The following is a 20,910-nucleotide window of genomic DNA, read 5'->3' on the forward strand; positions in this document are numbered from 1 at the left end:
GGCACGATCAGAAATTCACGCGATTTGAGACTGCGCCGTCCACGATGAGGTTCGCGCCCGTTGTGTAGGACGAGGCCGGGCTGGCCAGGAACACAGCCGCGTTCGCGATTTCCTGCGGCGTGGCGCAACGGCCGGTCGGATTGCGGGAATTGGCCTGCTTGAAGAATTCCGGCTGGTTCGTCTCGATCATGTGCCAGATGCCGCCCTCGAAATAGACCATGCCCGGCGAAACAACGTTCACGCGAAGGTGCTTGCCGGCGTTTTCGCGGGCGAGGCCTTTGGCGAAGTGGATCAATGATGCCTTGATCGGGCCGTAGGAGTCTGCCCGGTCAGCCTGGGCGGCCGATACGGAGGCGATGATGACGAAAGCGGCGTCGCCACTCGATTTGGCTGCCTTGCTGAGGAACGGCTCCGCAGCATTGAACGCGTTCACGGCGCCCAGCACGTCGAGCTGGAAGTTCTGGGTCCAGGCTTCCGGCGTGTTGCCCTGTGCCATCGCGCCGGCATTGGAGACAAGGATGTCGATCCCGCCCAATTCCACGCCTGCTTTCTGGATCCACGATTTGAGGGCGTCCTCATCGGTTATGTCCACCGAAGCACCGGTGGCTTTCACCCCCTTAGCCTGAAGGGCGTCTACGGCTTCCGAAACCTGATCGGCGTTCCGGGCGCAGACAGCCACATTGGCGCCTTCGTTTGCCAGCGTTTCAGCGATCGCTCGGCCGATGCCGCGCGTGCCGCCAAGAATGACGGCGTTCTTTCCTTTGAGATTCAGATCCACCTGGGTTTCCTCCTGCGTTTTTCGGGAGTGTGACGGCAAAGGCGGACGAAACCAACACCTGTCGCCACGTTGAGGCTTGCCAGAACGCCCCACCATGGTTTCATGAAGGCATGCAAAGCCTTCTTCCCATCGCTGCCGATATCGGTGAGCGCCTCAGACAGCGCGGCGAGACTGTCGCGATTTCGGAATCCTCTGCCGGGGGCCTGATCTCGGCGGCCTTGCTGGCCCAGCCGGGGGCATCGGCCTTCTATCGGGGGGGCGGTGTGATTTACACGCCGCAGGCCTTCCGGGGGCTGTTGGGGCTGACGAAGGAAGACCTCGGTGACATGCGCTCCTCAACGGAGCCCTATGCACGGCTCCTGTCGAAGACGATACGCGGCAAGCTGCGGGCTGACTGGGGGCTGTGCGAGACAGGCGCATCCGGCCCGAATGGCAATCCCTATGGTGATGCGGCTGGGCACACTTGCGTGGCGGTCTGTGGCCCGGATGGGTTCGAGGCCTCCCGCACACTGGAAACAGGCCTGAGTGACCGGGAAGACAATATGCGCCGCTTCGCCATCGATGCGCTGGACCTGCTGCACGCGGCGCTGGCCTGAGCCTTACTCGAAGTCGGCGCCGTAGCCCTGCTGTTCCTTGGTCAGGTCGCCGAAGCGCGTGATGTTGGAATCGAAGGCGAGTTCGACGCGGCCGATCGGACCATGGCGCTGCTTGCCGATGATACATTCAGCCTTGCCGTAGACCTCGTCCATGCGCTGGCGCCACTTGGCCCATTTCTCGTTTGAGGCCGGATCGCTCGGGTCCGCGCCAGGCTCCGTCCGGGCGAGGTAGTATTCCTCGCGGTATACGAACATGACGACGTCGGCATCCTGCTCGATGGAGCCGGATTCACGAAGGTCGGAGAGCTGTGGGCGCTTGTCATCGCGTTGTTCCACCGCACGCGAGAGCTGGGAGAGGGCGATGATCGGGACGTTCAGATCCTTGGCGAGCGCCTTCAAGGAGGTCGTGATCTGGGTGATCTCCTGTACCCGGCTGGCATTGGCGCCGGAGGTGCTGACCGTGATCAGCTGAAGATAGTCGATGACGATCATGTCGAGACCGACAGACCGCTGCAGGCGCCGTGCGCGGGCAGCGAGCTGGCTGATCGAAATACCGCCGGTGTCATCGATATAGAGCGGCAGGTTCTGCAGCTCCTCCGTCGCCTCACGCAGGCGTTCGAAGTCGCCCTTGTCGAGATCGCCCTGACGGATGCGGTGGGTGGTAATGCCGGTCCGCTCTGCAATGATACGCGTGGCCAGCTGTTCGTTCGACATCTCGAGTGAGAAGAAGCCGACAATCGCTCCGTCTACAGTTTTCTTAGAACCATCTTCCTGCATCTCCGCACGATAGGCGGATGCGGCGTTGTAGGCGATGTTCGTCGCGAGCGAGGTTTTCCCCATGGACGGTCGGCCGGCGAGGATAATGAGGTCGGACCGGTGCATGCCGCCGAGTTTTTCATCGAGGTCACGCAGGCCGGTCGGGATGCCGGCAATCTTGCCTTCACGCTTGTAGGCGGCTTCTGCCGTTTTCAGCGACTCCGTCAGCGCTTCGGCGAAGCTGGTAAAACCACGCCCGGAGGCACCCCGTTCCGCCAGGTCGAACAGCTGGCGTTCAGCGAGTTCGATCTGCCGTTCGCCGCTTTCATCCGGAGAGGGCTGGAGTGCCCGGCCTTGAAGGTCGCTGCCGATGCCGACCAGAGAACGTCGCATGGCGAGGTCGCGGATCATGTGAGCGTAGTCGCTTACTTCTGCACCGAACGCTGCAGAGTCCAGCAGCTGTTCCAGGTAGCGCGCCCCTCCGATCTCTGAGAGCTTTTCGGCCTTTTCGAAATGCTCGCGCAGCGTCACGCCGTCGGCGATTCGACCCTGCTGGATCATGATGGAGGCGACTTCATACAGTTCCTGGTGAGCAGGGGCGTAAAAGTCCGACGAGCGCAGGATGTCGGCGACGCGCTGGTAGGAATTGTTGTCGAACAGGATCGCGCCCAGCACGGCGGCTTCGGCCGACAGATTGTGCGGCGGCGCGATGGCGTCTTTCGGGGAGGCGGTGTCGTCGAGGGGCATGAGATTAACCCTACCTTACCTCAGGTGAGAGTGCACGGTGATAGAGCGGCCAGACCTGTGGATAAGTACGCGTCATCGGTGGATGACCCGAGAAGTACAGGATTTGCCAAAGAAAAAGGCCGCACCCGGAAGTGCGGCCTTTTCGGTCTGGTATGCCGTGAAGCTTATTCTTCTTCAGCCGGGCCTTCAGCGGCGCGGTCGGCAGCGGCTTCCGCCAGCTCACCGGCCTGCTCTTCAGCGAGGGCCTGGTTGGCAGCCTGCAGGGAAGCGACGATGTCTTCACCTTTGGCCTGACGCTCGGCTTCGTCGGTAGAGCGGGCAACGTTTGCCTGCACCGTGATGCTGACTTCCGCGTGAAGACGGACGGCAACATCATAAAGACCGATCGCCTTGATCGGCTTGTCGAGGCGAACGCCCGAACGCGGCACGCTGTATCCGGCTTCTTCAGCCGCATCGGCGATGTCACGTGCGGTAACCGAGCCGTAGAGCTGACCGGTGTCGCCGGCCTGACGGATCAGGACGAAGACGGCGCCGTCGAGCTTCTGGGATTCGGTTTCGGCAGCTGCGCGAGCTTCGGCATTGCGGGCTTCGATGGCATCGCGTTCACGCTCGAAACGGGCGCGGTTGCGGTCGTTGGCCATCAGGGCCTTGCCTTGCGGGAGAAGGAAGTTACGGGCGAAGCCGTTCTTCACTTTCACTTCGTCGCCGATGCCGCCGAGATTGTCGACGCGCTCAAGGAGGATCACTTGCATGTCAGTCTCTCCTTACTTCACTTCGAAGGGCAGCAGGGCGAGCATGCGGGCACGTTTGATGGCCTGGGCAAGCTTGCGCTGGTTCTTCAGATTCACAGCCGTGATGCGGCTCGGCACGATTTTCCCTTTTTCAGAGATGTAGCGCTGGAGCAGTTTCACGTCCTTGTAGTCGATCTCCTGGGCGTTTTGCCCGGTGAACGGATCGACCTTGCGGCGGCGGCCGAACGGACGGCGGGCCGGGATATTGGTGATGTTCAGTTTCTGAGCCATGTCCTGTCCCTTTCCTAGTCGCGGCGGCGGCTGTCTTTGCGGGAGAGGACCGGCGACGGTTCGTCGGTAAGCTCTTCCACGCGGATGGTCATGTAGCGCATCACGTCTTCGGACAGGCGCTGGCGGCGTTCCAGTTCGTGGATCGCGTCAGCCGGCCCGTCGATGTTGATCAGCGAGTAGTGACCCTTGCGCTGCTTCTTGATCGGGTAGGCAAGGTTGCGGAGGCCCCAGTATTCGGTCTTGCCGATTGTGGCGCCTTTTTCCTTGAGGAAGCCGGTCAGTTCTTCGACAAAAGAGTCGACCTGGGCCGGCGAGATGTCAGGTCGTGTGATCACGACATGCTCGTAAAAAGCCATGTTTTCATTCCCAAAATCAAAGGGATGCGGCGCCAGACAGCGGGAAACTGCCAGACGATGGCCCCTCTTCCCCCGGCTCATTCCGGAGTACCAAGGACCGCATCCCTGTCCATGAAGGCGGCTGTAAAGCCTATCTGGCAAGGAATTTCAATAGCTTGCGCACACGCGGTCTCACCTTTAGGCACGGCGAAAATTTCGGGAGAATCGCCGATGACCAAACTCGCTTTCATTTTTCCTGGCCAGGGCAGTCAGGAAATCGGCATGGGCAAGGCCCTTGCTGATGCCTATCCGGCCGCCCGTGACGTGTTCCAGACGGTCGATGAGGCCCTTGGCCAGAAGCTGTCGGACCTGATGTGGAATGGAACGATCGAGGAGCTGACGCTCACCGCAAACACCCAGCCCGCGCTGATGGCGCATTCGCTGGCCGCGATGAAGGCGCTGGAGGCCGAATTCGGCATTTCGGCAAAGGACGCGGCCTTCGTGGCCGGGCATTCGCTGGGTGAATATTCCGCGCTGGCCGCTGCCGGATCGCTCACAATCGCCGATACGGCGCGCCTGCTGCGCATTCGCGGTAATGCGATGCAATCTGCTGTTCAGCCCGGTGAAGGCGCCATGGCGGCATTGCTGGGCGCGGAAGTGGAACAGGCCGAAGCTGCCTGTGTCGCTGGCCGTGAAACGGGCGGGGCCTGCGAACTGGCAAATGACAACGCACCGGGTCAACTCGTGCTTTCCGGTTCGAAAGCCGCGATTGATGCAGCCTGTGAGTGGGCGAAGGCAAACGGCGTGAAGAAGGCGATGCCGCTGAACGTCTCCGCACCTTTCCATTGCTCGCTGATGCAGCCGGCCGCCGATGCCATGGCTGAAGCGCTGGCCAGCACCGACATCAAGTCACCGGTCGTGCCGGTCGTCGCAAACGTCTCGGCATCTGCTGTGACAGACCCGGAAACCATCCGCCAGAACCTTGTCGCACAGGTCACCGGCCGCGTGCGCTGGACCGAGAGCGTGCAGTTCATGGTCGCTGAGGGCGTCGACACGACGGGCGAAGTTGGCAACGGTAAGGTGTTGACGGTCATGCAGCGCCGCATCGAGAAATCACTGAATGGCTTCACCCTCGGCGCGCCTGAGGACCTCGAAGCCTTCGCACAAGCCTTGAAGGGATAACCCCATGTTCACTCTCACCGGCCGTACGGCCCTCGTCACGGGCGCTTCTGGCGGCATCGGTAGCGCGATTGCGAAAGCCCTGTCGGAAGCGGGCGCGAAAGTCGTCCTGTCCGGAACGCGCGAAGGCGTGCTGAACGAGGTTGCGGCAACGCTGCCCGGCGAAAGCGCCATCGTCACCTGTAACCTGTCCGACCCGGAGGCCGTGGACGGTCTCGCCGCAAAAGCGGAAGAAGTGATCGGACCACTCGACATCCTCGTCGCGAATGCGGGCATCACACGCGACAAGCTGCTGATGCAGATGAAGGATGATGACTGGAATGATGTGATCAACGTCAATCTCGGCTCCTACTATCGCCTGACGAAGAGCGTCGTGCGCGGCATGATGAAGCGCCGTCATGGCCGCATCATCGGTATTACGTCGGTTGTCGGCGTGACCGGAAATCCGGGGCAGACGAACTATTGTGCGTCCAAGGCGGGCATGATTGGCTTTACCAAATCGCTGGCTCAGGAAGTCGCGAGCCGAGGTATTACGGCCAATGCGATCGCACCCGGATTTATCGAATCGCCGATGACGGATGTGCTGCCCGAAGCGCAGAAGAGTTCGCTTCTTGGGAGAATTCCGGCCGGCCGGCTGGGGCAAGGTTCCGATATTGCTGCAGCTGCGGTGTATCTGGCATCTGACGAAGCCGCTTATGTTACGGGGCAGACACTGCACGTAAATGGCGGCATGGCCATGATCTGATAGGCACAGTTCACAGCTATACAAGGGCTTGGCGGCTCGGATAACTGTGTGCTAGGCGCAACACAATGGTTCGGGTTTCGGGCCATTCCTCAGGCATTTAAGAGAGGTAAGCATGTCTGACGTTCTTGAACGTGTTAAGAAAATCGTAGTCGACAATCTCGACGTGGAAGGTGACAAAGTCGTCGAAAGCGCGAGCTTCATTGACGACCTGGGCGCAGACTCGCTGGATCTCGTCGAGCTGGTCATGGCTTTCGAGGAAGAATTCAACATCGAAATCCCGGACGATGTGCAGGAATCCATCCGCACCGTCGGCGACGCCGTGACCCACATCAAGGCTCACATCTAAGATATCCTGGACAGGAGGGGTCTCCATGTCTGACCGCCGCGTCGTCATTACTGGCATTGGTATCGTGTCGCCGCTTGCGGCAACGCGCGAGGCCACTTGGGAACGTTTGCTTGCCGGCAAGTCCGGGGCCGGACGCATTGATGTGTTCGATCCAGAGGACATGCCCTGCAAGATTGCTTTCCAGGTGCCATGGGTGACGGGCCGCGGTGGCGGAGAAGGGGACTCCGAGGCGTTCGATTCGGAAAAATTTGTCTCCAAAAAGGAGATGCGCCGGATCGACGAATTCATTCTCTACGCCCTCGCGGCGGCCGAAGAGGCTGTCGAGGACGCCAACTGGCGTCCTGAGGACGAAGAGGAAAAAGAACGCACCGGAGTCATGATCGGCTCGGGCATCGGCGGTCTTGAATCCATCTACGATACGGCGATCAACCTGCACGAGCATGGCCCGCGCAAGGTGAGCCCGTTCTTTATTCCGTCGGCCCTGATCAACCTTGCCTCTGGCCAGGTCTCGATCAAGTACGGCTTCAAGGGGCCAAACCATTCCGTGGTTACGGCTTGTGCCACCGGCGCTCATGCCATCGGCGACTCTTCCCGCCTCATCAAGTACGGCGATGCCGACGTGATGATTGCAGGCGGATCCGAAGCCGTGATTGGCCGTATCGGTATTGCCGGCTTCTGCGCCGCCAAGGCCATGTCGACCAATTTCAACGATACGCCCGAAAAGGCCTCGCGTCCTTATGACAAGGATCGTGACGGCTTCGTCATGGGTGAAGGCGCTGCCGTCCTGGTGCTCGAAGAGTATGAGCACGCGAAGGCACGTGGTGCGAAGATTTATGCCGAAGTGTCAGGTTACGGCCTGACGGGCGACGCTTATCACATCACGGCACCTGCCGAGGGCGCTGAAGGCGGCTATCGCGCCATGAAAATGGCGCTCAAGAATTCCGGCATCGACCCGACCGAAATCGACTATGTCAACGCCCACGGCACTTCCACGCCGAAGGGTGACGAAGGCGAAGCTGGCGCTGTGGAGCGCGCGTTCGGCGAGCATGCGAAGAATATCTCCATGTCGTCGACCAAGTCGGCTGTTGGACACCTGCTCGGAGCGGCTGGCGCAATCGAAAGTGCCTTCTGCGCGCTGGCGATCCGCGACCAGGTGATGCCGCCGACGCTGAACCTCGACAATCCGAGCTTCGAAACGGTGATCGACCTCATCCCGCACAAGGCCAAGAAAGGCCGGGTGCGTGCTGCAATGTCGAACAGCTTCGGGTTCGGTGGTACCAATGCCAGCCTCGTGCTGCGCGAGGTGAAGTAAGTCCCTTTCCGGATTCCTGTGCTGTGCGTAGGCTGCGGTGCAGGAACTCCGATGATTGAGGCTGCAGATGAAATTCCTGAAGGGACTCCTGTCGCTCGTCATCCTCGCCATCATTCTTGGCGGGGCTGCTGCTGGTGCAGGTTGGGTCTGGATGCAGGATGCACTGAACCGCGACGGGCCGCTGACGGAAGATGTCGTCTTCAAAGTGGAGTCCGGTGAGGGCCTGAACAGCGTTGCCGCGCGACTGGAAAAAGACGGCATCATTCGCGATGCGAAGCTGATCCGCCTCAAGGCGAAGCTCGAAAAGACCGAAACCGACATCAAGACTGGCGAGTTCAAGATCGAACGCGGCGCCAGCATGGTTGAAGTGCTGCACACGCTGATCGAAGGCAAGGGTGTGCTCTACAAGATCACCCTGCCGGAAGGGCGCACGACCGCGCAGCTCCTGAAGGTGATCGAGGCAGATCCGGTTCTGGTCGGTGACATGCCGGAAGAGGAAATTCCAGAAGGCTCGCTCCTTCCGGATACGTACCTCTTCGACCGTGGCATGACGCGCGCTGACCTGATCCATCTGATGCAGGACAAACAAACCGAACTGCTGGACGAACTCTGGCCGCAGCGGGATCCGGAAATCCCGGTAAAGACGCCTTATGAAGCGGTCATCCTCGCCTCAGTGGTCGAGAAAGAGACGGGTCTCGTGGACGAACAGCCCGAAATCGCGGCCCTGTTCACCACCCGCCTGAAGCGTGGCATGCGGCTGGAAAGCGACCCGACGATCATCTACGGCGTCTCTCGCGGCGAACCGCTCTATAATGCGAAGGGCCAGCGCCGCACATTGCGCCGGTCCGAGATCGATACGAAGACGGACTGGAACACATATCAGATCGATGGCCTGCCAAAGACACCGATCTGCAATCCGGGGCGCGGAGCCATAGCTGCTGTGCTGAATCCACCGCACACGGAATATATATTCTTCGTCGCGGACGGGAAAGGCGGGCACCTGTTCGCCAAGACGCTGGCAGAGCACAACCGCAATGTGGCCGCGTATCGCGCCTATGAGCGGAAAGAAATCGCACGGGAGCGGGCAGCGGAATGAATGCACTTTCGGGGATGACCGGCTTTGCCCGCGTGGCGGGAGAGGCTGAATGGGGCAGTTGGGCCTGGGAAGCGAAAAGCGTCAATGGCCGGGGCCTCGACGTGCGCGTGAACTATCCGCCGGGCTTCGAGGCGCTTGACCGTGCGATCAAGACCGCCGCGCCGAAGCATTTCCAGCGCGGCTCCCTTCAGGTGGCCTTGCGGATCGACCTTGCCGCCGGATCGGAAGATGTGGCGGTCAATGAGCCGCTGCTCGACAGACTGATCAGCGTGGTGGACGGACGCGCCCAATCGGCGATGACCGCTGACGCTGTGGCCACCCTGATGACGCTGAAAGGCGTCGTCGAAGCAGGCGCATCGAACCTTCGCGATCTTGGCAGCGATGAGACCATCACGAAAATGCTGGCAGAGACCGGCGAGGCGGCCCTGCTGGCCCTGCAGGCCGAGCGCCTGCGCGAAGGCGAGGTGCTGGCCGGTCTCCTCTCCAATCTCGTGCAGGGCATGGAAGACCTGACGGTACAGGCCGAACGCCTCGCAGCTGACCAGCCGGGCCTCCTGAAGGAGCGCCTCACCAAGCAGCTCGACGAACTGGACCCGGATGGCCGGGTGGACCGGGAGCGCATGGCCGCAGAGATCGCGCTCAGCGCCGCCAAGGCCGATGTCCGCGAGGAACTGGATCGCCTGAGTGCCCACTTTGTTTCAGCGCGCGAGCTGCTCTCCGGCGGTTCTCCTGTGGGCCGCAAACTCGACTTCCTGGCCCAGGAACTGAACCGTGAGGCCAATACGCTCTGCTCCAAATCGGTCAGCCTCGATTTGACGAATGCGGGACTCGGTCTCAAAGGACTAATCGACCAGTTCAAGGAGCAGGCCGCCAATGTCGAATAGCGGACACCCCAAAGACAGCGGCAAGCGCCGCGGCCTCATGCTGGTCCTGTCCAGCCCGTCTGGCGCCGGCAAGACGACGCTCGCCCGGAAGCTGATCGACGAGTTCCACGATGTGAAGCTGTCGGTCTCGGCGACGACCCGCGCGCCGCGCCCAGGGGAAGAAGACGGCAAGGATTACTTCTTCCGCAGCGTGGAAGATTTTCACGGCATGATCGAACAGCGTGATTTCCTCGAATGGGCACATGTCTTCGACAAGTATTACGGCACGCCGAAAGCTGACACGGTTGCCCGGCTGGAGGCTGGGGAGGATGTTCTGTTCGATGTGGATTGGCAGGGAGCCGATGCGCTTCACGACCAGATGCCGAACGACGTCGTCTCCGTATTTATCCTGCCGCCAAGTATCAGCGCGCTGGAGCAGCGCCTGGCCACCCGGCCGGGCTCGACGCCTGAAATCGTTGCTCGGCGGATGGAAGACGCCAAGCGGGAGATCATGCATTGGCGCCGCTATGACTATGTCATCGTCAATGAAGACCTCGAAGTCGCTTATCAGCGGCTTCGCAGGATCTTGTTGGTCGAGCGTCTGAAGCGCCTGCGCCAGCTGGACCTCGAAGACCATGTCCGTCGCTTGCTGGGTGAGGCCTGAACCAGAACAGAGCTTGACTTGAACGCGCCATTGACGACGCTCACAGGTAGAGCGGCGTTACACCAATCCGACAGGGCCCCTGAATGACTGACCCCGGAGATCCGAAGCCAGACCTGCCAGAACGCGCGCCTGCGCGGCCTGTGTGGCTGTTCTGGCTGATTCCGATGGCATTGCTGGTCGGGGTGGTCTGGTACGTGCTGAGGGGTGACAGGTCGCCTGAAGCGGCAGCAGAAAACGCGGCTGTGGCTTCCGAAGTTCCCGCCCAATGAAAAACCCCGCAGCAGGCGCTGCGGGGTTTTTCATTATTGAGTGTGCTGGAAGGATCAGGCCTTCGCCATCTTCTTTTCGAAGTTCTCGGCGACCTTTTCGATGAAGCCTTCGGTGGTCAGGTAGCCCTGATCCGGACCCACGAGCAGGGCGAGGTCTTTCGTCATGAAGCCGGCTTCAACCGTTTCCACGATGGTCTTTTCCAGCGTTTGCGCGAATTCACGCACTTCCGGGGTTCCGTCCATCCGGCCGCGATGGTCGAGGCCTTGCGTCCAGGCGTAGATCGAGGCGATCGAGTTGGTCGAGGTCGCTTCGCCTTTCTGGTGGTTACGGTAGTGGCGCGTGACGGTGCCGTGAGCCGCTTCGGCTTCGACCGTGTTGCCATCCGGGCTCATCAGCACGGAGGTCATCAGGCCGAGCGAGCCGTAGCCCTGGGCAACCGTGTCGGACTGGACGTCGCCGTCATAGTTCTTACAGGCCCAGACATAGCCGCCGGACCATTTCATGGCGGCTGCCACCATGTCGTCGATCAGGCGGTGCTCATAGGTGCCGCCGAATTCTGCAAACTTGTCAGCGAACTCGGTATCGAAGACTTCCTGGAAGATGTCCTTGAAGCGGCCGTCATAGGCTTTGAGGATGGTGTTCTTCGTGGAGAGGTACACCGGCCACTTGCGCTGCAGGCCATAGTTCATGCTGGCACGGGCGAAGTCGCGGATCGACTCGTCGAGGTTGTACATGCCCATCGCGATGCCGGAGCTCGGGAAATCGAACACTTCGAATTCCTTGGAATCGGAACCGTCGGAGGCTTCCCATTTCATGGTCAGCTTGCCTTTGCCCGGCACGAGGAAGTCGGTGGCCTTGTACTGGTCGCCGAAAGCGTGACGGCCGACAACAACCGGCTTGGTCCAGCCCGGCACGAGACGCGGGATGTTGGAGATCACGATCGGCTCGCGGAACACGACGCCGCCGAGGATGTTACGGATCGTGCCGTTCGGCGAACGCCACATCTTCTTCAGGCCGAATTCTTCCACGCGGGCTTCGTCCGGCGTGATCGTCGCGCACTTCACAGCCACGCCGTACTGCTTGGTAGCGTTGGCAGCGTCGATGGTGATCTGGTCGTCGGTCTCGTCGCGCTTCTGGATCGACAGGTCGTAATATTTCAGGTCGACATCCAGGTAGGGGTGGATCAGCTTGTCCTTGATAAGCTGCCAGATGATGCGGGTCATTTCGTCCCCGTCCATCTCGACGATCGGGTTCTTGACCTTGATTTTCGCCATATTTGGAAGTCCTTGCGCTTGTAATTGTCTGGCAGGCCTATAGCAGAGCCCGGGCAGGCGTCAAAACAGGTTACGACATGGCAGATCACCGCAGCCCGGCCATCATTCTTCACTCGCCCCAATTGGGTGAAAATATCGGCGCTGCTGCCCGTGTCATGCGCAACTTTGGTCTGACGGATCTGCGCCTCGTGACGCCGCGCGATGGCTGGCCGAATCCGGCAGCGGACACGATGTCGGCTGGCGCCTTTGATGCGGGCGTGACCGTGTCTGTGCATGAAACACTACAGGATGCGCTGGAAGGCATTACCTGGCTCGCCGCCGCGACGGCGCGGCTGCGTGGGATCGAGAAGCGGGTCGGCGATGCGCAGGGCGCGGCTGAGGTCGCGCATGAGCGGCTCGGCACGGGTAAATCAGCGATCATGTTCGGGGCGGAGAAGTCCGGCTTGCCGAATGATGCCGTGGCAGTCTCCGATTTCCTGATGACCTATCCGGTGGATGTGGATTTCAAGAGCTTGAACCTCGCGCAGGCGGTCTGTGTGTTCTGCGCCGAATGGGGCAAGCTTGCCATCGGGCCGCGGGCGGATGAGGGGGACAACAAGGCCGGCCTTGGCGACCTTGCGCCGCGCGACGAGCTCTACCGCATGTTCGAGCACTTCGAGGAAGAGCTTGAAAGAGCGGGATATTTCTTCCCGCCGGAGAAGACGCCGCTGATGAAGGACAATCTCCGTGCGGCGCTCATCCGGGCGGACTGGACGCGCCAGGAAGTTCAGACGTTCCGGGGTGCGATCAAGGCGCTGGCGCTGGGCAGGGGCAAGGCGCGGGTGATCCGTGACGACTGATCCCAAGACTGGGCGAGTCGCTGTCATAGGTTCCGGACCGGCGGGTCTGATGGCCGCGGAAGTGCTGTCGGAAGCGGGTGTCGGCGTCGACGTTTATGAGGCGATGCCGAGCGCCGGGCGCAAGTTCCTGATGGCCGGAAAAAGCGGACTGAACATATCCCATACCGGATCAGAGCATGACTTTCTCATGCGATACCATGACTATAGCGGACTATTCCGTGATCATGTCCGATCATTCGGACCAGACGAGGTGACCCGCTGGATGGAAGGCCTCGGCATGCCAGCGCATGTCGGCCCGACCGGTCGAATCTTTCCGCAGTCGATGAAGGCCTCTCCGCTGCTCCGCGCCTGGCTGAGGCGGCTGGCGGAGCAAGGCGTGCAACTTCACCTGAAACACCGCTGGACGGGCTGGACGCCGGAAGGGGGCCTCAGATTCGAAGCGCCGGAAGGCGAGGTCGAAGTGACGCCCGCAGCGACCGTGTTCGCGCTTGGCGGCGGCAGCTGGCGGCGGCTCGGATCTGATGGCGCATGGGCCAGCCTGTTCGAGCAGGCGGGAATCGACGTGGCGCCGTTCCGGCCGTCCAATTGCGGGTTCACCGTCGACTGGTCAGACCGGATGCGGGAGAAGTTTGCGGGCGCGCCCGTGAAAGGCGTGCAGCTCTCCGCGGGCGGGCAGGCGACGCGCGAGGAATTCGCCGTCACGGCACGCGGCGTGGAGAGCGGCGGTGTCTATACATTGTCCGCCGCGCTTCGCGATGAGATCGAAGCGGAGGGCACGGCGACGCTGTGGCTGGACCTGCTGCCGGACATGGATGCAGGCGAGATCTTCCAGCGTCTCGCGGCGGCCCCTGCGAAACAGTCGCTATCCAACCGGCTTCGCAAGGCGTTGAAACTCACCGGCGTGAAGGCGGCCTTGTTGTTCGAGTGCGCGGACCGCGAGGCGCTGAACGACCCGGCGCGGGCGGCGGAGGCAATCAAGGCGCTGCCTTTGAAGCTGACAGGCACAGTTCCGCTGGACGAGGCGATCTCGACGGCGGGCGGTGTCGCCTGGGAGGCTCTGGACGAGCAGCTGATGCTGAAAGCGAAGCCCGGCCATTTCTGCGCGGGCGAGATTATCGCGTGGGATGCGCCGACGGGTGGCTATCTGATCACGGCCTGTATGGCGACAGGCCGGGCGGCCGGACGCGGCGTGCTGGAATGGATCGCACGCCGCGCCGCAGACTAGTCCGGATTACTTGCCCTTCCAGACGGGGGCGCGTTTTTCGATGAAGGCGCGCGGGCCTTCCTTGAAGTCTTCGGTTCCGGTGATGCTGGCGAAAGCGACGCCGCTATCCTTCCAGAGTTCCTCGTCCGTCTTGCTCGTGGCATTGAGGGCGACGCCGCGGCTGGCCGCGACGGCGAGCGGGGCGTTGGCCGTGATGCGCGCGGCGAGCGCTTCGGCTTCGGCCATCACGTCAGCTTCGGGCACAACCTTGTTGACCATGCCGAGTTCATAGGCGCGCTGCGAAGGAAGCGGGTCACCGGTGAGGATCGCTTCGAGCGCGACGGCTTTGCCGACAGCGCGCGGAAGGCGGAACAGGCCGCCTGCACCGGCGACGAGAGACCGCTTCACTTCAGGCAGGCCAAAATTGGTGTTGTCGGCACATACGATCATGTCACAGGAAAGGGCGATTTCCGTGCCCCCAGCGAGGGCCGAGCCTGTGATCGCTGCAATCAATGGTTTGGTGCGCTCACGGCGGGCGATGCCAGCGAAGCCGCCTTTCTTGGTGCCCAGAGCCGCACCGTTTCCGGCCGAGATCTCTTTCAGGTCGGCGCCGGCGCAGAAGGCCTTACCGACGGCAGTGAGGATGCCCACCCAGACTTCCGGATCGGATTCCATCTGGTCGAGGGCCGCTTCCATTGTCTGGGCCATTTCGCCGTTGATGGCGTTGCGGGCTTCCGGACGGTTCATCGTGATGATGGCGACATTGCCTTTTTTCTCATATTCGACAGCCATTGGTTTTCGCTCCCTGGTGACTCGTGATGACTTTATCAGACGGGAAGTAAACGCGTTGACGCAGCGTCCGCGCAAGGCCTGTATCCGGCTTGATCATTGTGCGCTTGCGAAGAAAGATTTTCTACTTGGCAACCCTTGGGGAAGGCCAGCCAGCATGGGGGCATGGAACTCGATCTAAGCCCCGAATACGAAGCCTTCCGGCAGGACGTGAACCGCATCCTGACGGAAAATTCCCATCTTGCCCCCGGGCCTGAAGACAGAGGGATGAAACATCCCAAGCGTCTCGCCTGGCAGAAATTCCTTATCGAGAACGGGCTGACCGCCCGGACGATCCCGAAGGAATATGGTGGCTATGGCGCTGCGCCGGATCTGCTGAAGTCCCGAATCATCGCGGAAGAATTTGCCCGCACCGGCATCGCGCGCCCGATGGGCGGTCAGGGCATCTCCATGCTGGTGCCGACGTTGCTGGAACTCGGCACGCCGGAGCAGAAGGAAGCCTATATCCGCCCGACGCTCTATGGCGAGATGATCTGGTGCCAGGGTTATTCCGAACCGGGCGCAGGCTCTGACCTTGCCGCGGTGCGCACGGCAGCCGTGGAAGACGGCGATGATTTCATCATCAACGGCCAGAAAATCTGGACCTCCACCGCGAAACAGGCCGACATGATTTTCTGCCTTGTGCGGACGGATCCGGACGCGAAGAAGCATGAAGGCATCAGCTATGTGCTGTTCTCCATGGAGACGCCGGGCATTGAAGTGCGCCCGCTGGTCGACATGACCGAGAACGCCAACTTCAATGAGGTCTTCTTCACCGACGTGCGCGTGCCGCAGAGCGGCATCGTGTTCGAGAAGAACAAGGGCTGGCAGGTGGCGAATGCCACGCTGACGCATGAGCGCGGCATGCTGGGCGACCCGAATGCGACCAAGGCGCGGTTCCTGGAACTCGTCGAGCTGATGAAGGCGGAGACGCTGAATGGTGAGCGCCTGATCGACAATCCGCTGCTGCGCGACCGTCTGCTGAAACTGCAGGGCGAAGTCTATGCGATGCAGGCGAACGGCCTGCGCGTGACGACGGCCAGCCTGAAGCGGGAAAGCGCGGGCCTCGCGGGCCTGATCATCAAGCTGCAGGGCTGTGAGCTGAACCACCAGATTGCGGGCCTTGCCATCGATGCGCTGGGCGAGCTCGGTATACTCTACGGCGAGGGAGACCATCTGAGGTCGGATGGATCGTGGCAGTGGCGCTACATGTATGATCTCGGCCTGATCATCGGCGGTGGCACGGCGCAGATCCAGAAGAACATCATCTCCGAACGTGGCCTCGGCATGCCGCGCGAACCCAAGCCGGCAAAGGTGTAAGTCATGGAATTCGCACTCTCAGAAGACCAGCGCATGCTGCAGGATTCGATCAGCGGATTCCTGAAGGACAATGCCTCGCTCGATACGATCCGCAAGATTGCCGATGGCGACGCAGACGCAAAAGCCGGCCTGGATACCGGCCTCGCCGAAATGGGTATCATGGGCCTCGCTGTGCCGGAAGCGGTCGGTGGTTCCGGGCTTGGCCTATTGGAAGCCTGCCTCGTGCAGGAAGTGCTCGGCTATACCGTGGCGCCGTCCGGTTTCCTTGCGGCGACTGTTGCGGCCAACCTGCTGGCCAAGGGACAGGAAAGTATTGCAAGCGGCATTGCGGATGGGGAAAAGGTCTTCGGCCTCGCGCTGACCGAGCTTTCCTCTCGCCGCGATGGTGCGGGCGTGACGGCGGACAATGGCCGCCTCAGCGGCACCAGCCTGCTGGCTGATGTGCCGACGGGTGCGACCCATGTGTTTGTCGCGGATACGAGCGGTAGTTTCCACGTTGCCGGCGAGTGGTCCGCCAAGCCGATGCGGACGATTGACCGGACACGTACGTTTCAGGAGCTTTCTTTCGATGGCGTGACGGCGGAAGCGAGCCTGCAGCCTGATGCGTCAACGCTCGCGGTTGCTCGCCTGCTGGTGGCCGCCGACACACTTGGCGCCGCGCAGGCGATGATCGATCAGGCAGTCGAATACGCGAAAGAGCGCAAGCAGTTCGGCCGGGTCATCGGCTCGTTCCAGGCGGTGAAGCATCTCTGCGCCGAAATGGCCGCCAAGCTGGAGCCGGCGCGCGCGCTGGTCTGGCACGCCGCTTACGCCATGGACACGAACGATCCGGAAGCGCTGGTCATGGCGAACCTCGCCAAGGCGCACCTGGCCGAAGTCGGCACATTCGTCGCAAAGACGGCGACCGAGGTGCATGGCGGCATGGGCTTCACGGACCTGCTCGGCCTGCACTACTGGTTCAAGCGCATTGGCGTGAACCGGCAGCTCTTCGGCAGCCCGGAACAGGTGCGCCAGACCGCGGCGGAGCTGCAGGGCTTCCTCGCCGCCTGATCCGTCTACCCGTCAGGCCTGACGGCGCAGGATCGCTTCCGGTTCTGCGCGCAGGGCCTGTACGGGGTTCTGCCGGAAGCAGAGATGGTCTTCAGCGTCCATCAGGCCACGCAACCAGTCCAGCACGGTGATACATCGTTCCAGCCGGCGGGAGCGCTCCGGGAACGACATCCAGATGTCCGCCCGGACTTCGGGAATGGGGCAGATTCTCTGGAGGTCCGGATACGCAGCCTCCACGAATGTCGGCAGGGCGCAGAGCGATGCGCCGCTCCGGCACTCCGCCAGCGCGGCGGCAAGGCTGTTCGATATGGGTGAGCGTTCGCAGAACTGGCGCAGCGCATCCGACGTGGGCAGGGTCTCCGAGATGAGGTCCGCCAACGGACGAGGGAACACGCACCGTGCCGAATAGATGGATGCCAGTTTCGACAGGCCACCCGATGCTGCCGAATGCGAGGGAATGGCGTACACGGCATAGTGTACCTTGCCGAGACGCCGCGTGATCAGGTCTGACTGTACCGGCCGCTCAAGTGTCAGGAAGACATCTGCAATGCTGGCAACTTCCGGCGCGGGCGGCGCCCAGGCGCCGACACGAAGGTCGATCCCCGGATGGGTCTTCAGGAAGGCGCCAACCTGCGGGACGATCCACCAAGCGAGCAGGGATTCATCCGCGTCCAGCCGTACAATGCCGGCTGCCGTCCCTTGCTGGTCTGCGACATCGACCTGAACCGCCTCCATCACGTCGGCCATGACATTGGCATGGCGCAGCAGGATGCGGCCCGCTTCGGTCAGTTCAATGCCGCGTGTGGAGCGATGAAACAGCTGTGTGTTGAGGTCCGATTCAAGGTCTGACATCCGGCGGCTGACGGTCGGCACAGACCCGCCCAGCCGCATCGCGGCTGCGCTCATGCTGCCCAGATGCGCGACGGTCCGGAACACCCGGATTTTGTCCCAGTCAAACAGTTCAGCCTGCATCGCGTCCCTTTGCAGGGCTGAAACGCCCCCTTTCACCCACGGCTAAAGCCCCATCCCGCGAAAACTGAAAAACTCAATTTAAGCGTGTAGAGGAGAGTCGACATGAGCGCAACGAGAAATGGTAAAAAATCCACAATACACGTAGACATTGTGCGGGTGGAGAGCCGAGCCGCGGAGCTGGACTTCCGGCATGCGACCATCGGGGAGCTGACCGAAGGCATCCGTCTGGCAGAGTCGCTGATGGGATCGAAGATCGCCGCGCCGGAAGCGGTCATGCGCATGGATGTGGTCACCGGGATGACGGCCTGGGTGACCGGCGACCCGATCGAAGGCGTGTTCCTCGTCCTGCCTCTATCACCCGCCGGGGAACAGGCAGTGCGGGATGGCAGCTACAATCCGGCCGATCCGGCGCCGGCACATCTGGCGTGGCAGGGGCGCGATGTCGCGGGCGTCTACATTGGCGTTTATGCCGGGGCAACGAAGGAAGCCCGCCGCGCGGTGATGACGGCTGCGGCGGTCATGCGTGTGGAACAGTTTGCGCCCGTGCCGAGCTTTGCCCGGGGCGCCACTGATGACGGCAAGCGGTCCATGGCCTCGCTCGGTTTCACTCCGCTCGAAGGCGGCTTGCCGGATCTCTGGGTGCAGGAAGCGCTTTCCACCGGATCGGAGGCTGCATGATGTCACGGCCAGTGGTGGGGATGAAAGGGCTTTGCCGCCCCGTGCCGGATGAGGCCTGGGCCCGATACAGTGCCCGGCCGGTCAGGTCGCTGGACGAATTGCAGATGGCAGCCGCCATCCGCGCAGCGGTTTTCATGTCGGAACAGGCCTGTCCGTATGAAGAAGAATATGACGGCAACGATCTCTGCGGCACGCACTTCCTGCTGTTTGATGGGGCTGAGCCCGTCGGCACGCTGCGCGTGCGCTGGTTTGCCGATTTCGCGAAGCTGGAGCGGATCGCCCTTTTGCCGCGTGAACGGGGGCGAATGGGCCTTCGTGTATTGCTGGCGGAAATGTTCGAACTGGTGGCGCGCAAAGGGTACCGGCGCATGCTCGGACAGATCCAGGCGCGGCTCTGGCCGGTCTGGTCGCGCACTTTCAATTGCCGCCTCCTGCCGGGCCGGGCGCCGTTCTGGTTCTCTGATTATGAGTATCGCGAAATCGAGATCCTCGTGCCGGCCCACCCGGACGCCCTGCCGATGGAAACGGACCCCTATGTCATTATCCGGCCCGAAGGCGCCTGGGACGCACCGGGCGTACTGGATGCCTCAGCCGAACGCGCACCGGGGCAGGACGAGGCAGCCTGATCAGATTCTCTGGAAAATGGTGCCCGGGGGCGGAATCGAACCACCGACACGCGGATTTTCAATCCGCTGCTCTACCCCTGAGCTACCCGGGCGGGCCGTGGGGAAGGGCGCTATCTAACGGAGCCCTGCGGGCTTGTCCATGCTGATTTCAGTCTTCCGCTGACATATCCCCGGTCTCTCCGGCATGGGGGCCGGGACGAGGTGAGTCTTCCTCATCCTGCAACGGTGCGCCGGGAATGGCATAGCCGTCATTCAGCCACTTGCCGAGGTCCACATCTGCGCAGCGTTTGGAGCAGAAGGGCCGGTATTCGGCGGCGACCGGGTTCTTGCGGCACTGGGCGCATTTGGGCTGGCGTTTCTCGGGGGGCACGGGCTGGCTCATGGGACTGAAAAGACAAGTGGGGTTTTCGGATCGGTCGAGTCGTAAGTGAAGCGGTCACCGTACTTTTCCGCAAGGGCCTGTCTGAGAGAGACGCCGTCATGGTTCAGCCAATCGAGCGCATGACGGGGCAAATCAAGACACAGCTTGTCCATTCGTTTCGCCCGCGCTTCCTGTTCCAACCGCCGGAAACCATCGAAGCAAACGGTTTGGGGTGTCTTTTCGCCGAAAGCGTCCAGCATGCGCTCTGCAATGGGAGTCTCGGCCCATTCGATGGACGCCTGTAGAAGGCCCAGTTCCGACGGCTGGAGCACTTTGACGTGCTGGCCGGAGATGTCCCGGAAGACACTGGCGAAACGGTCGCGGACCTGTTTGCCAGCCTCGCGGTTCAGTGGACTCACGCAGTCCATTACGACAAGGCCGCCAAGGTTTCTCAGCCGGACTTGCCGGGCGAGTTCGCCAGCGGCCTCCAAATTCACCTTGAGCGCCCGGCTGGCAGCGCGGCCAGTGTCTGACCGGCCGGATGTATCCACATCCACCGCGACAAGCGCGCGAGTGCGTTCGAGTGCGATATTGCCACCGCCGGGCAGGTTTACTGTGTCCGAAACGGCTATATCAAACGCCATGGCGACGGTGTGGTCCCCCGGTTCGACTTGCTCCGTTCGTACGGAATCCCATGGGGCCAGGGCGAGACTATCCGGGGCCTTTTCCGAGAGTGCCACCCGGGCGAGCTTGCTGCCTTCACGCGGCTCGGCGACGACACGCAGTTCGAGCGATTGTCCCTCTGTCAGACCATGGCCTTCCTTCAAGCGCAGGAAGGCCTCGCCAGCCCGATCATCCAATTCAACGAAACCGCCGCCCTGATTGAGGGCGATGGCTCGCAGGCGCCCGGTCACGAGCTGTCCGATTTTGACAGGTCTGTCTTCCGTCAGGCGGGTCAGCCGGACTGCGACGGGCCGGTCATTATCATCGAGCGCAACTTCGCGCGTCTCCGCTGCGCACACTTCCTGAAGGATGCGGGCCGCGGACAT

The 20,910-nt window shown here is 61.9% G+C and carries 25 protein-coding genes and 1 tRNA gene; 15 read left to right on the forward strand and 11 right to left on the reverse strand.

What is annotated here, in order from left to right; all coding sequences use genetic code 11:
• Window positions 1-7 precede the first annotated feature (7 nt).
• Window positions 8-778, reverse strand: a complete 771-nt coding sequence (locus tag R3C98_RS06810) for an SDR family NAD(P)-dependent oxidoreductase (protein ID WP_371313370.1) — start codon at window positions 776-778, stop codon at window positions 8-10.
• Between the two features lie 110 nt (window positions 779-888).
• Here R3C98_RS06810 and R3C98_RS06815 point away from each other — a divergent pair, with 110 nt between their 5' ends.
• Complete coding sequence (locus R3C98_RS06815) at window positions 889-1,374, forward strand: CinA family protein (protein WP_371313371.1); 486 nt, start codon at window positions 889-891, stop codon at window positions 1,372-1,374.
• 3 nt (window positions 1,375-1,377) lie between these two features.
• On the opposite strand, the gene R3C98_RS06820 is transcribed toward R3C98_RS06815, so the two are convergent.
• The 4 genes from R3C98_RS06820 to rpsF form a co-directional block, all read right to left on the reverse strand.
• Window positions 1,378-2,877, reverse strand: a complete 1,500-nt coding sequence (locus tag R3C98_RS06820; protein ID WP_371313372.1) for a replicative DNA helicase — start codon at window positions 2,875-2,877, stop codon at window positions 1,378-1,380.
• A gap of 164 nt (window positions 2,878-3,041) precedes the next feature.
• The gene (gene rplI, locus R3C98_RS06825; RefSeq protein ID WP_371313373.1) at window positions 3,042-3,629 is read right to left on the reverse strand and encodes a 50S ribosomal protein L9; all 588 of its coding nucleotides are present in this window, start codon (window positions 3,627-3,629) and stop codon (window positions 3,042-3,044) included.
• A gap of 12 nt (window positions 3,630-3,641) precedes the next feature.
• Window positions 3,642-3,899, reverse strand: a complete 258-nt coding sequence (gene rpsR / locus R3C98_RS06830) for a 30S ribosomal protein S18 (protein WP_034815380.1) — start codon at window positions 3,897-3,899, stop codon at window positions 3,642-3,644.
• Window positions 3,900-3,913: 14 nt separating this feature from the next.
• Window positions 3,914-4,255, reverse strand: coding sequence for a 30S ribosomal protein S6 (gene rpsF, locus R3C98_RS06835; protein WP_371313374.1), 342 nt, complete (start codon window positions 4,253-4,255; stop codon window positions 3,914-3,916).
• A 210-nt stretch (window positions 4,256-4,465) separates the two neighbouring features.
• Between rpsF and fabD the strand changes: the two genes are divergently transcribed.
• From fabD to R3C98_RS06875, 8 genes are all read left to right on the forward strand, one after another.
• Window positions 4,466-5,416, forward strand: coding sequence for an ACP S-malonyltransferase (gene fabD / locus R3C98_RS06840; RefSeq protein WP_371313375.1), 951 nt, complete (start codon window positions 4,466-4,468; stop codon window positions 5,414-5,416).
• A 4-nt stretch (window positions 5,417-5,420) separates the two neighbouring features.
• Complete coding sequence (gene fabG / locus R3C98_RS06845) at window positions 5,421-6,158, forward strand: 3-oxoacyl-[acyl-carrier-protein] reductase (protein ID WP_371313376.1); 738 nt, start codon at window positions 5,421-5,423, stop codon at window positions 6,156-6,158.
• 112 nt (window positions 6,159-6,270) lie between these two features.
• Window positions 6,271-6,504 carry an acyl carrier protein gene (locus R3C98_RS06850; protein WP_034762761.1) on the forward strand — a complete coding sequence of 78 codons (234 nt, stop codon included), beginning with the start codon at window positions 6,271-6,273 and terminating at the stop codon, window positions 6,502-6,504.
• A 25-nt stretch (window positions 6,505-6,529) separates the two neighbouring features.
• On the forward strand, window positions 6,530-7,816 hold the full coding sequence (fabF, locus tag R3C98_RS06855) for a beta-ketoacyl-ACP synthase II (protein WP_371313377.1): 1,287 nt from the start codon (window positions 6,530-6,532) through the stop codon (window positions 7,814-7,816).
• Window positions 7,817-7,883: 67 nt separating this feature from the next.
• Window positions 7,884-8,912 carry an endolytic transglycosylase MltG gene (gene mltG / locus R3C98_RS06860; RefSeq protein WP_371313378.1) on the forward strand — a complete coding sequence of 343 codons (1,029 nt, stop codon included), beginning with the start codon at window positions 7,884-7,886 and terminating at the stop codon, window positions 8,910-8,912.
• Complete coding sequence (locus tag R3C98_RS06865) at window positions 8,909-9,796, forward strand: YicC/YloC family endoribonuclease (protein ID WP_371313379.1); 888 nt, start codon at window positions 8,909-8,911, stop codon at window positions 9,794-9,796. The genes mltG and R3C98_RS06865 overlap by 4 nt, the downstream gene beginning before the upstream one ends.
• Window positions 9,786-10,439 carry a guanylate kinase gene (gmk, locus tag R3C98_RS06870; RefSeq protein ID WP_371313380.1) on the forward strand — a complete coding sequence of 218 codons (654 nt, stop codon included), beginning with the start codon at window positions 9,786-9,788 and terminating at the stop codon, window positions 10,437-10,439. Before R3C98_RS06865 ends, gmk begins: the two co-directional genes overlap by 11 nt.
• Before the next feature lie 83 nt (window positions 10,440-10,522).
• Window positions 10,523-10,708 carry a hypothetical protein gene (locus R3C98_RS06875; RefSeq protein WP_371313381.1) on the forward strand — a complete coding sequence of 62 codons (186 nt, stop codon included), beginning with the start codon at window positions 10,523-10,525 and terminating at the stop codon, window positions 10,706-10,708.
• 54 nt (window positions 10,709-10,762) lie between these two features.
• On the opposite strand, the gene R3C98_RS06880 is transcribed toward R3C98_RS06875, so the two are convergent.
• On the reverse strand, window positions 10,763-11,983 hold the full coding sequence (locus R3C98_RS06880) for an NADP-dependent isocitrate dehydrogenase (protein ID WP_371313382.1): 1,221 nt from the start codon (window positions 11,981-11,983) through the stop codon (window positions 10,763-10,765).
• Window positions 11,984-12,060: 77 nt separating this feature from the next.
• On the opposite strand from R3C98_RS06880, the gene R3C98_RS06885 reads away from it, so the two are divergent.
• Both R3C98_RS06885 and R3C98_RS06890 read left to right on the forward strand, forming a co-directional pair.
• Window positions 12,061-12,822 (forward strand): RNA methyltransferase, encoded by a 762-nt coding sequence (locus tag R3C98_RS06885; RefSeq protein WP_371313383.1) that lies wholly within the window; start codon window positions 12,061-12,063, stop codon window positions 12,820-12,822.
• Window positions 12,812-14,047, forward strand: a complete 1,236-nt coding sequence (locus R3C98_RS06890) for a TIGR03862 family flavoprotein (RefSeq protein WP_371313384.1) — start codon at window positions 12,812-12,814, stop codon at window positions 14,045-14,047. The genes R3C98_RS06885 and R3C98_RS06890 overlap by 11 nt, the downstream gene beginning before the upstream one ends.
• A gap of 6 nt (window positions 14,048-14,053) precedes the next feature.
• On the opposite strand, the gene R3C98_RS06895 is transcribed toward R3C98_RS06890, so the two are convergent.
• A complete protein-coding gene (locus R3C98_RS06895; protein ID WP_371313385.1) occupies window positions 14,054-14,818 on the reverse strand; it encodes a crotonase/enoyl-CoA hydratase family protein in 765 nt (254 codons plus the stop codon).
• Window positions 14,819-14,980: 162 nt separating this feature from the next.
• Between R3C98_RS06895 and R3C98_RS06900 the strand changes: the two genes are divergently transcribed.
• Together R3C98_RS06900 and R3C98_RS06905 are read left to right on the forward strand one after the other, a co-directional pair.
• The gene (locus R3C98_RS06900; protein ID WP_371313386.1) at window positions 14,981-16,174 is read left to right on the forward strand and encodes an acyl-CoA dehydrogenase family protein; all 1,194 of its coding nucleotides are present in this window, start codon (window positions 14,981-14,983) and stop codon (window positions 16,172-16,174) included.
• 3 nt (window positions 16,175-16,177) lie between these two features.
• A complete protein-coding gene (locus tag R3C98_RS06905) occupies window positions 16,178-17,224 on the forward strand; it encodes an acyl-CoA dehydrogenase family protein (protein WP_371313388.1) in 1,047 nt (348 codons plus the stop codon).
• A gap of 12 nt (window positions 17,225-17,236) precedes the next feature.
• On the opposite strand, the gene R3C98_RS06910 is transcribed toward R3C98_RS06905, so the two are convergent.
• Window positions 17,237-18,196 carry a LysR family transcriptional regulator gene (locus R3C98_RS06910; protein ID WP_371313389.1) on the reverse strand — a complete coding sequence of 320 codons (960 nt, stop codon included), beginning with the start codon at window positions 18,194-18,196 and terminating at the stop codon, window positions 17,237-17,239.
• A 102-nt stretch (window positions 18,197-18,298) separates the two neighbouring features.
• Here R3C98_RS06910 and R3C98_RS06915 point away from each other — a divergent pair, with 102 nt between their 5' ends.
• Both R3C98_RS06915 and R3C98_RS06920 read left to right on the forward strand, forming a co-directional pair.
• Window positions 18,299-18,874: a hypothetical protein gene (locus R3C98_RS06915; protein WP_371313390.1), complete on the forward strand. Its 576-nt coding sequence runs from the start codon at window positions 18,299-18,301 to the stop codon at window positions 18,872-18,874.
• Complete coding sequence (locus tag R3C98_RS06920) at window positions 18,871-19,500, forward strand: GNAT family N-acetyltransferase (RefSeq protein ID WP_371313391.1); 630 nt, start codon at window positions 18,871-18,873, stop codon at window positions 19,498-19,500. The genes R3C98_RS06915 and R3C98_RS06920 overlap by 4 nt, the downstream gene beginning before the upstream one ends.
• Before the next feature lie 17 nt (window positions 19,501-19,517).
• On the opposite strand, the gene R3C98_RS06925 is transcribed toward R3C98_RS06920, so the two are convergent.
• The 3 genes from R3C98_RS06925 to R3C98_RS06935 all read right to left on the reverse strand — a co-directional run bounded on the left by R3C98_RS06925 (window position 19,518) and on the right by R3C98_RS06935 (window position 20,910).
• Window positions 19,518-19,592: transfer RNA gene (locus tag R3C98_RS06925), tRNA-Phe, on the reverse strand.
• A 56-nt stretch (window positions 19,593-19,648) separates the two neighbouring features.
• Window positions 19,649-19,882, reverse strand: a complete 234-nt coding sequence (locus tag R3C98_RS06930) for a DNA gyrase inhibitor YacG (protein WP_371313392.1) — start codon at window positions 19,880-19,882, stop codon at window positions 19,649-19,651.
• A complete protein-coding gene (locus R3C98_RS06935) occupies window positions 19,879-20,910 on the reverse strand; it encodes a ribonuclease E/G (RefSeq protein ID WP_371313393.1) in 1,032 nt (343 codons plus the stop codon). Before R3C98_RS06935 ends, R3C98_RS06930 begins: the two co-directional genes overlap by 4 nt.

The organism is Hyphomonas sp., from assembly GCF_041398465.1.
GTDB lineage: Bacteria > Pseudomonadota > Alphaproteobacteria > Caulobacterales > Hyphomonadaceae > Hyphomonas.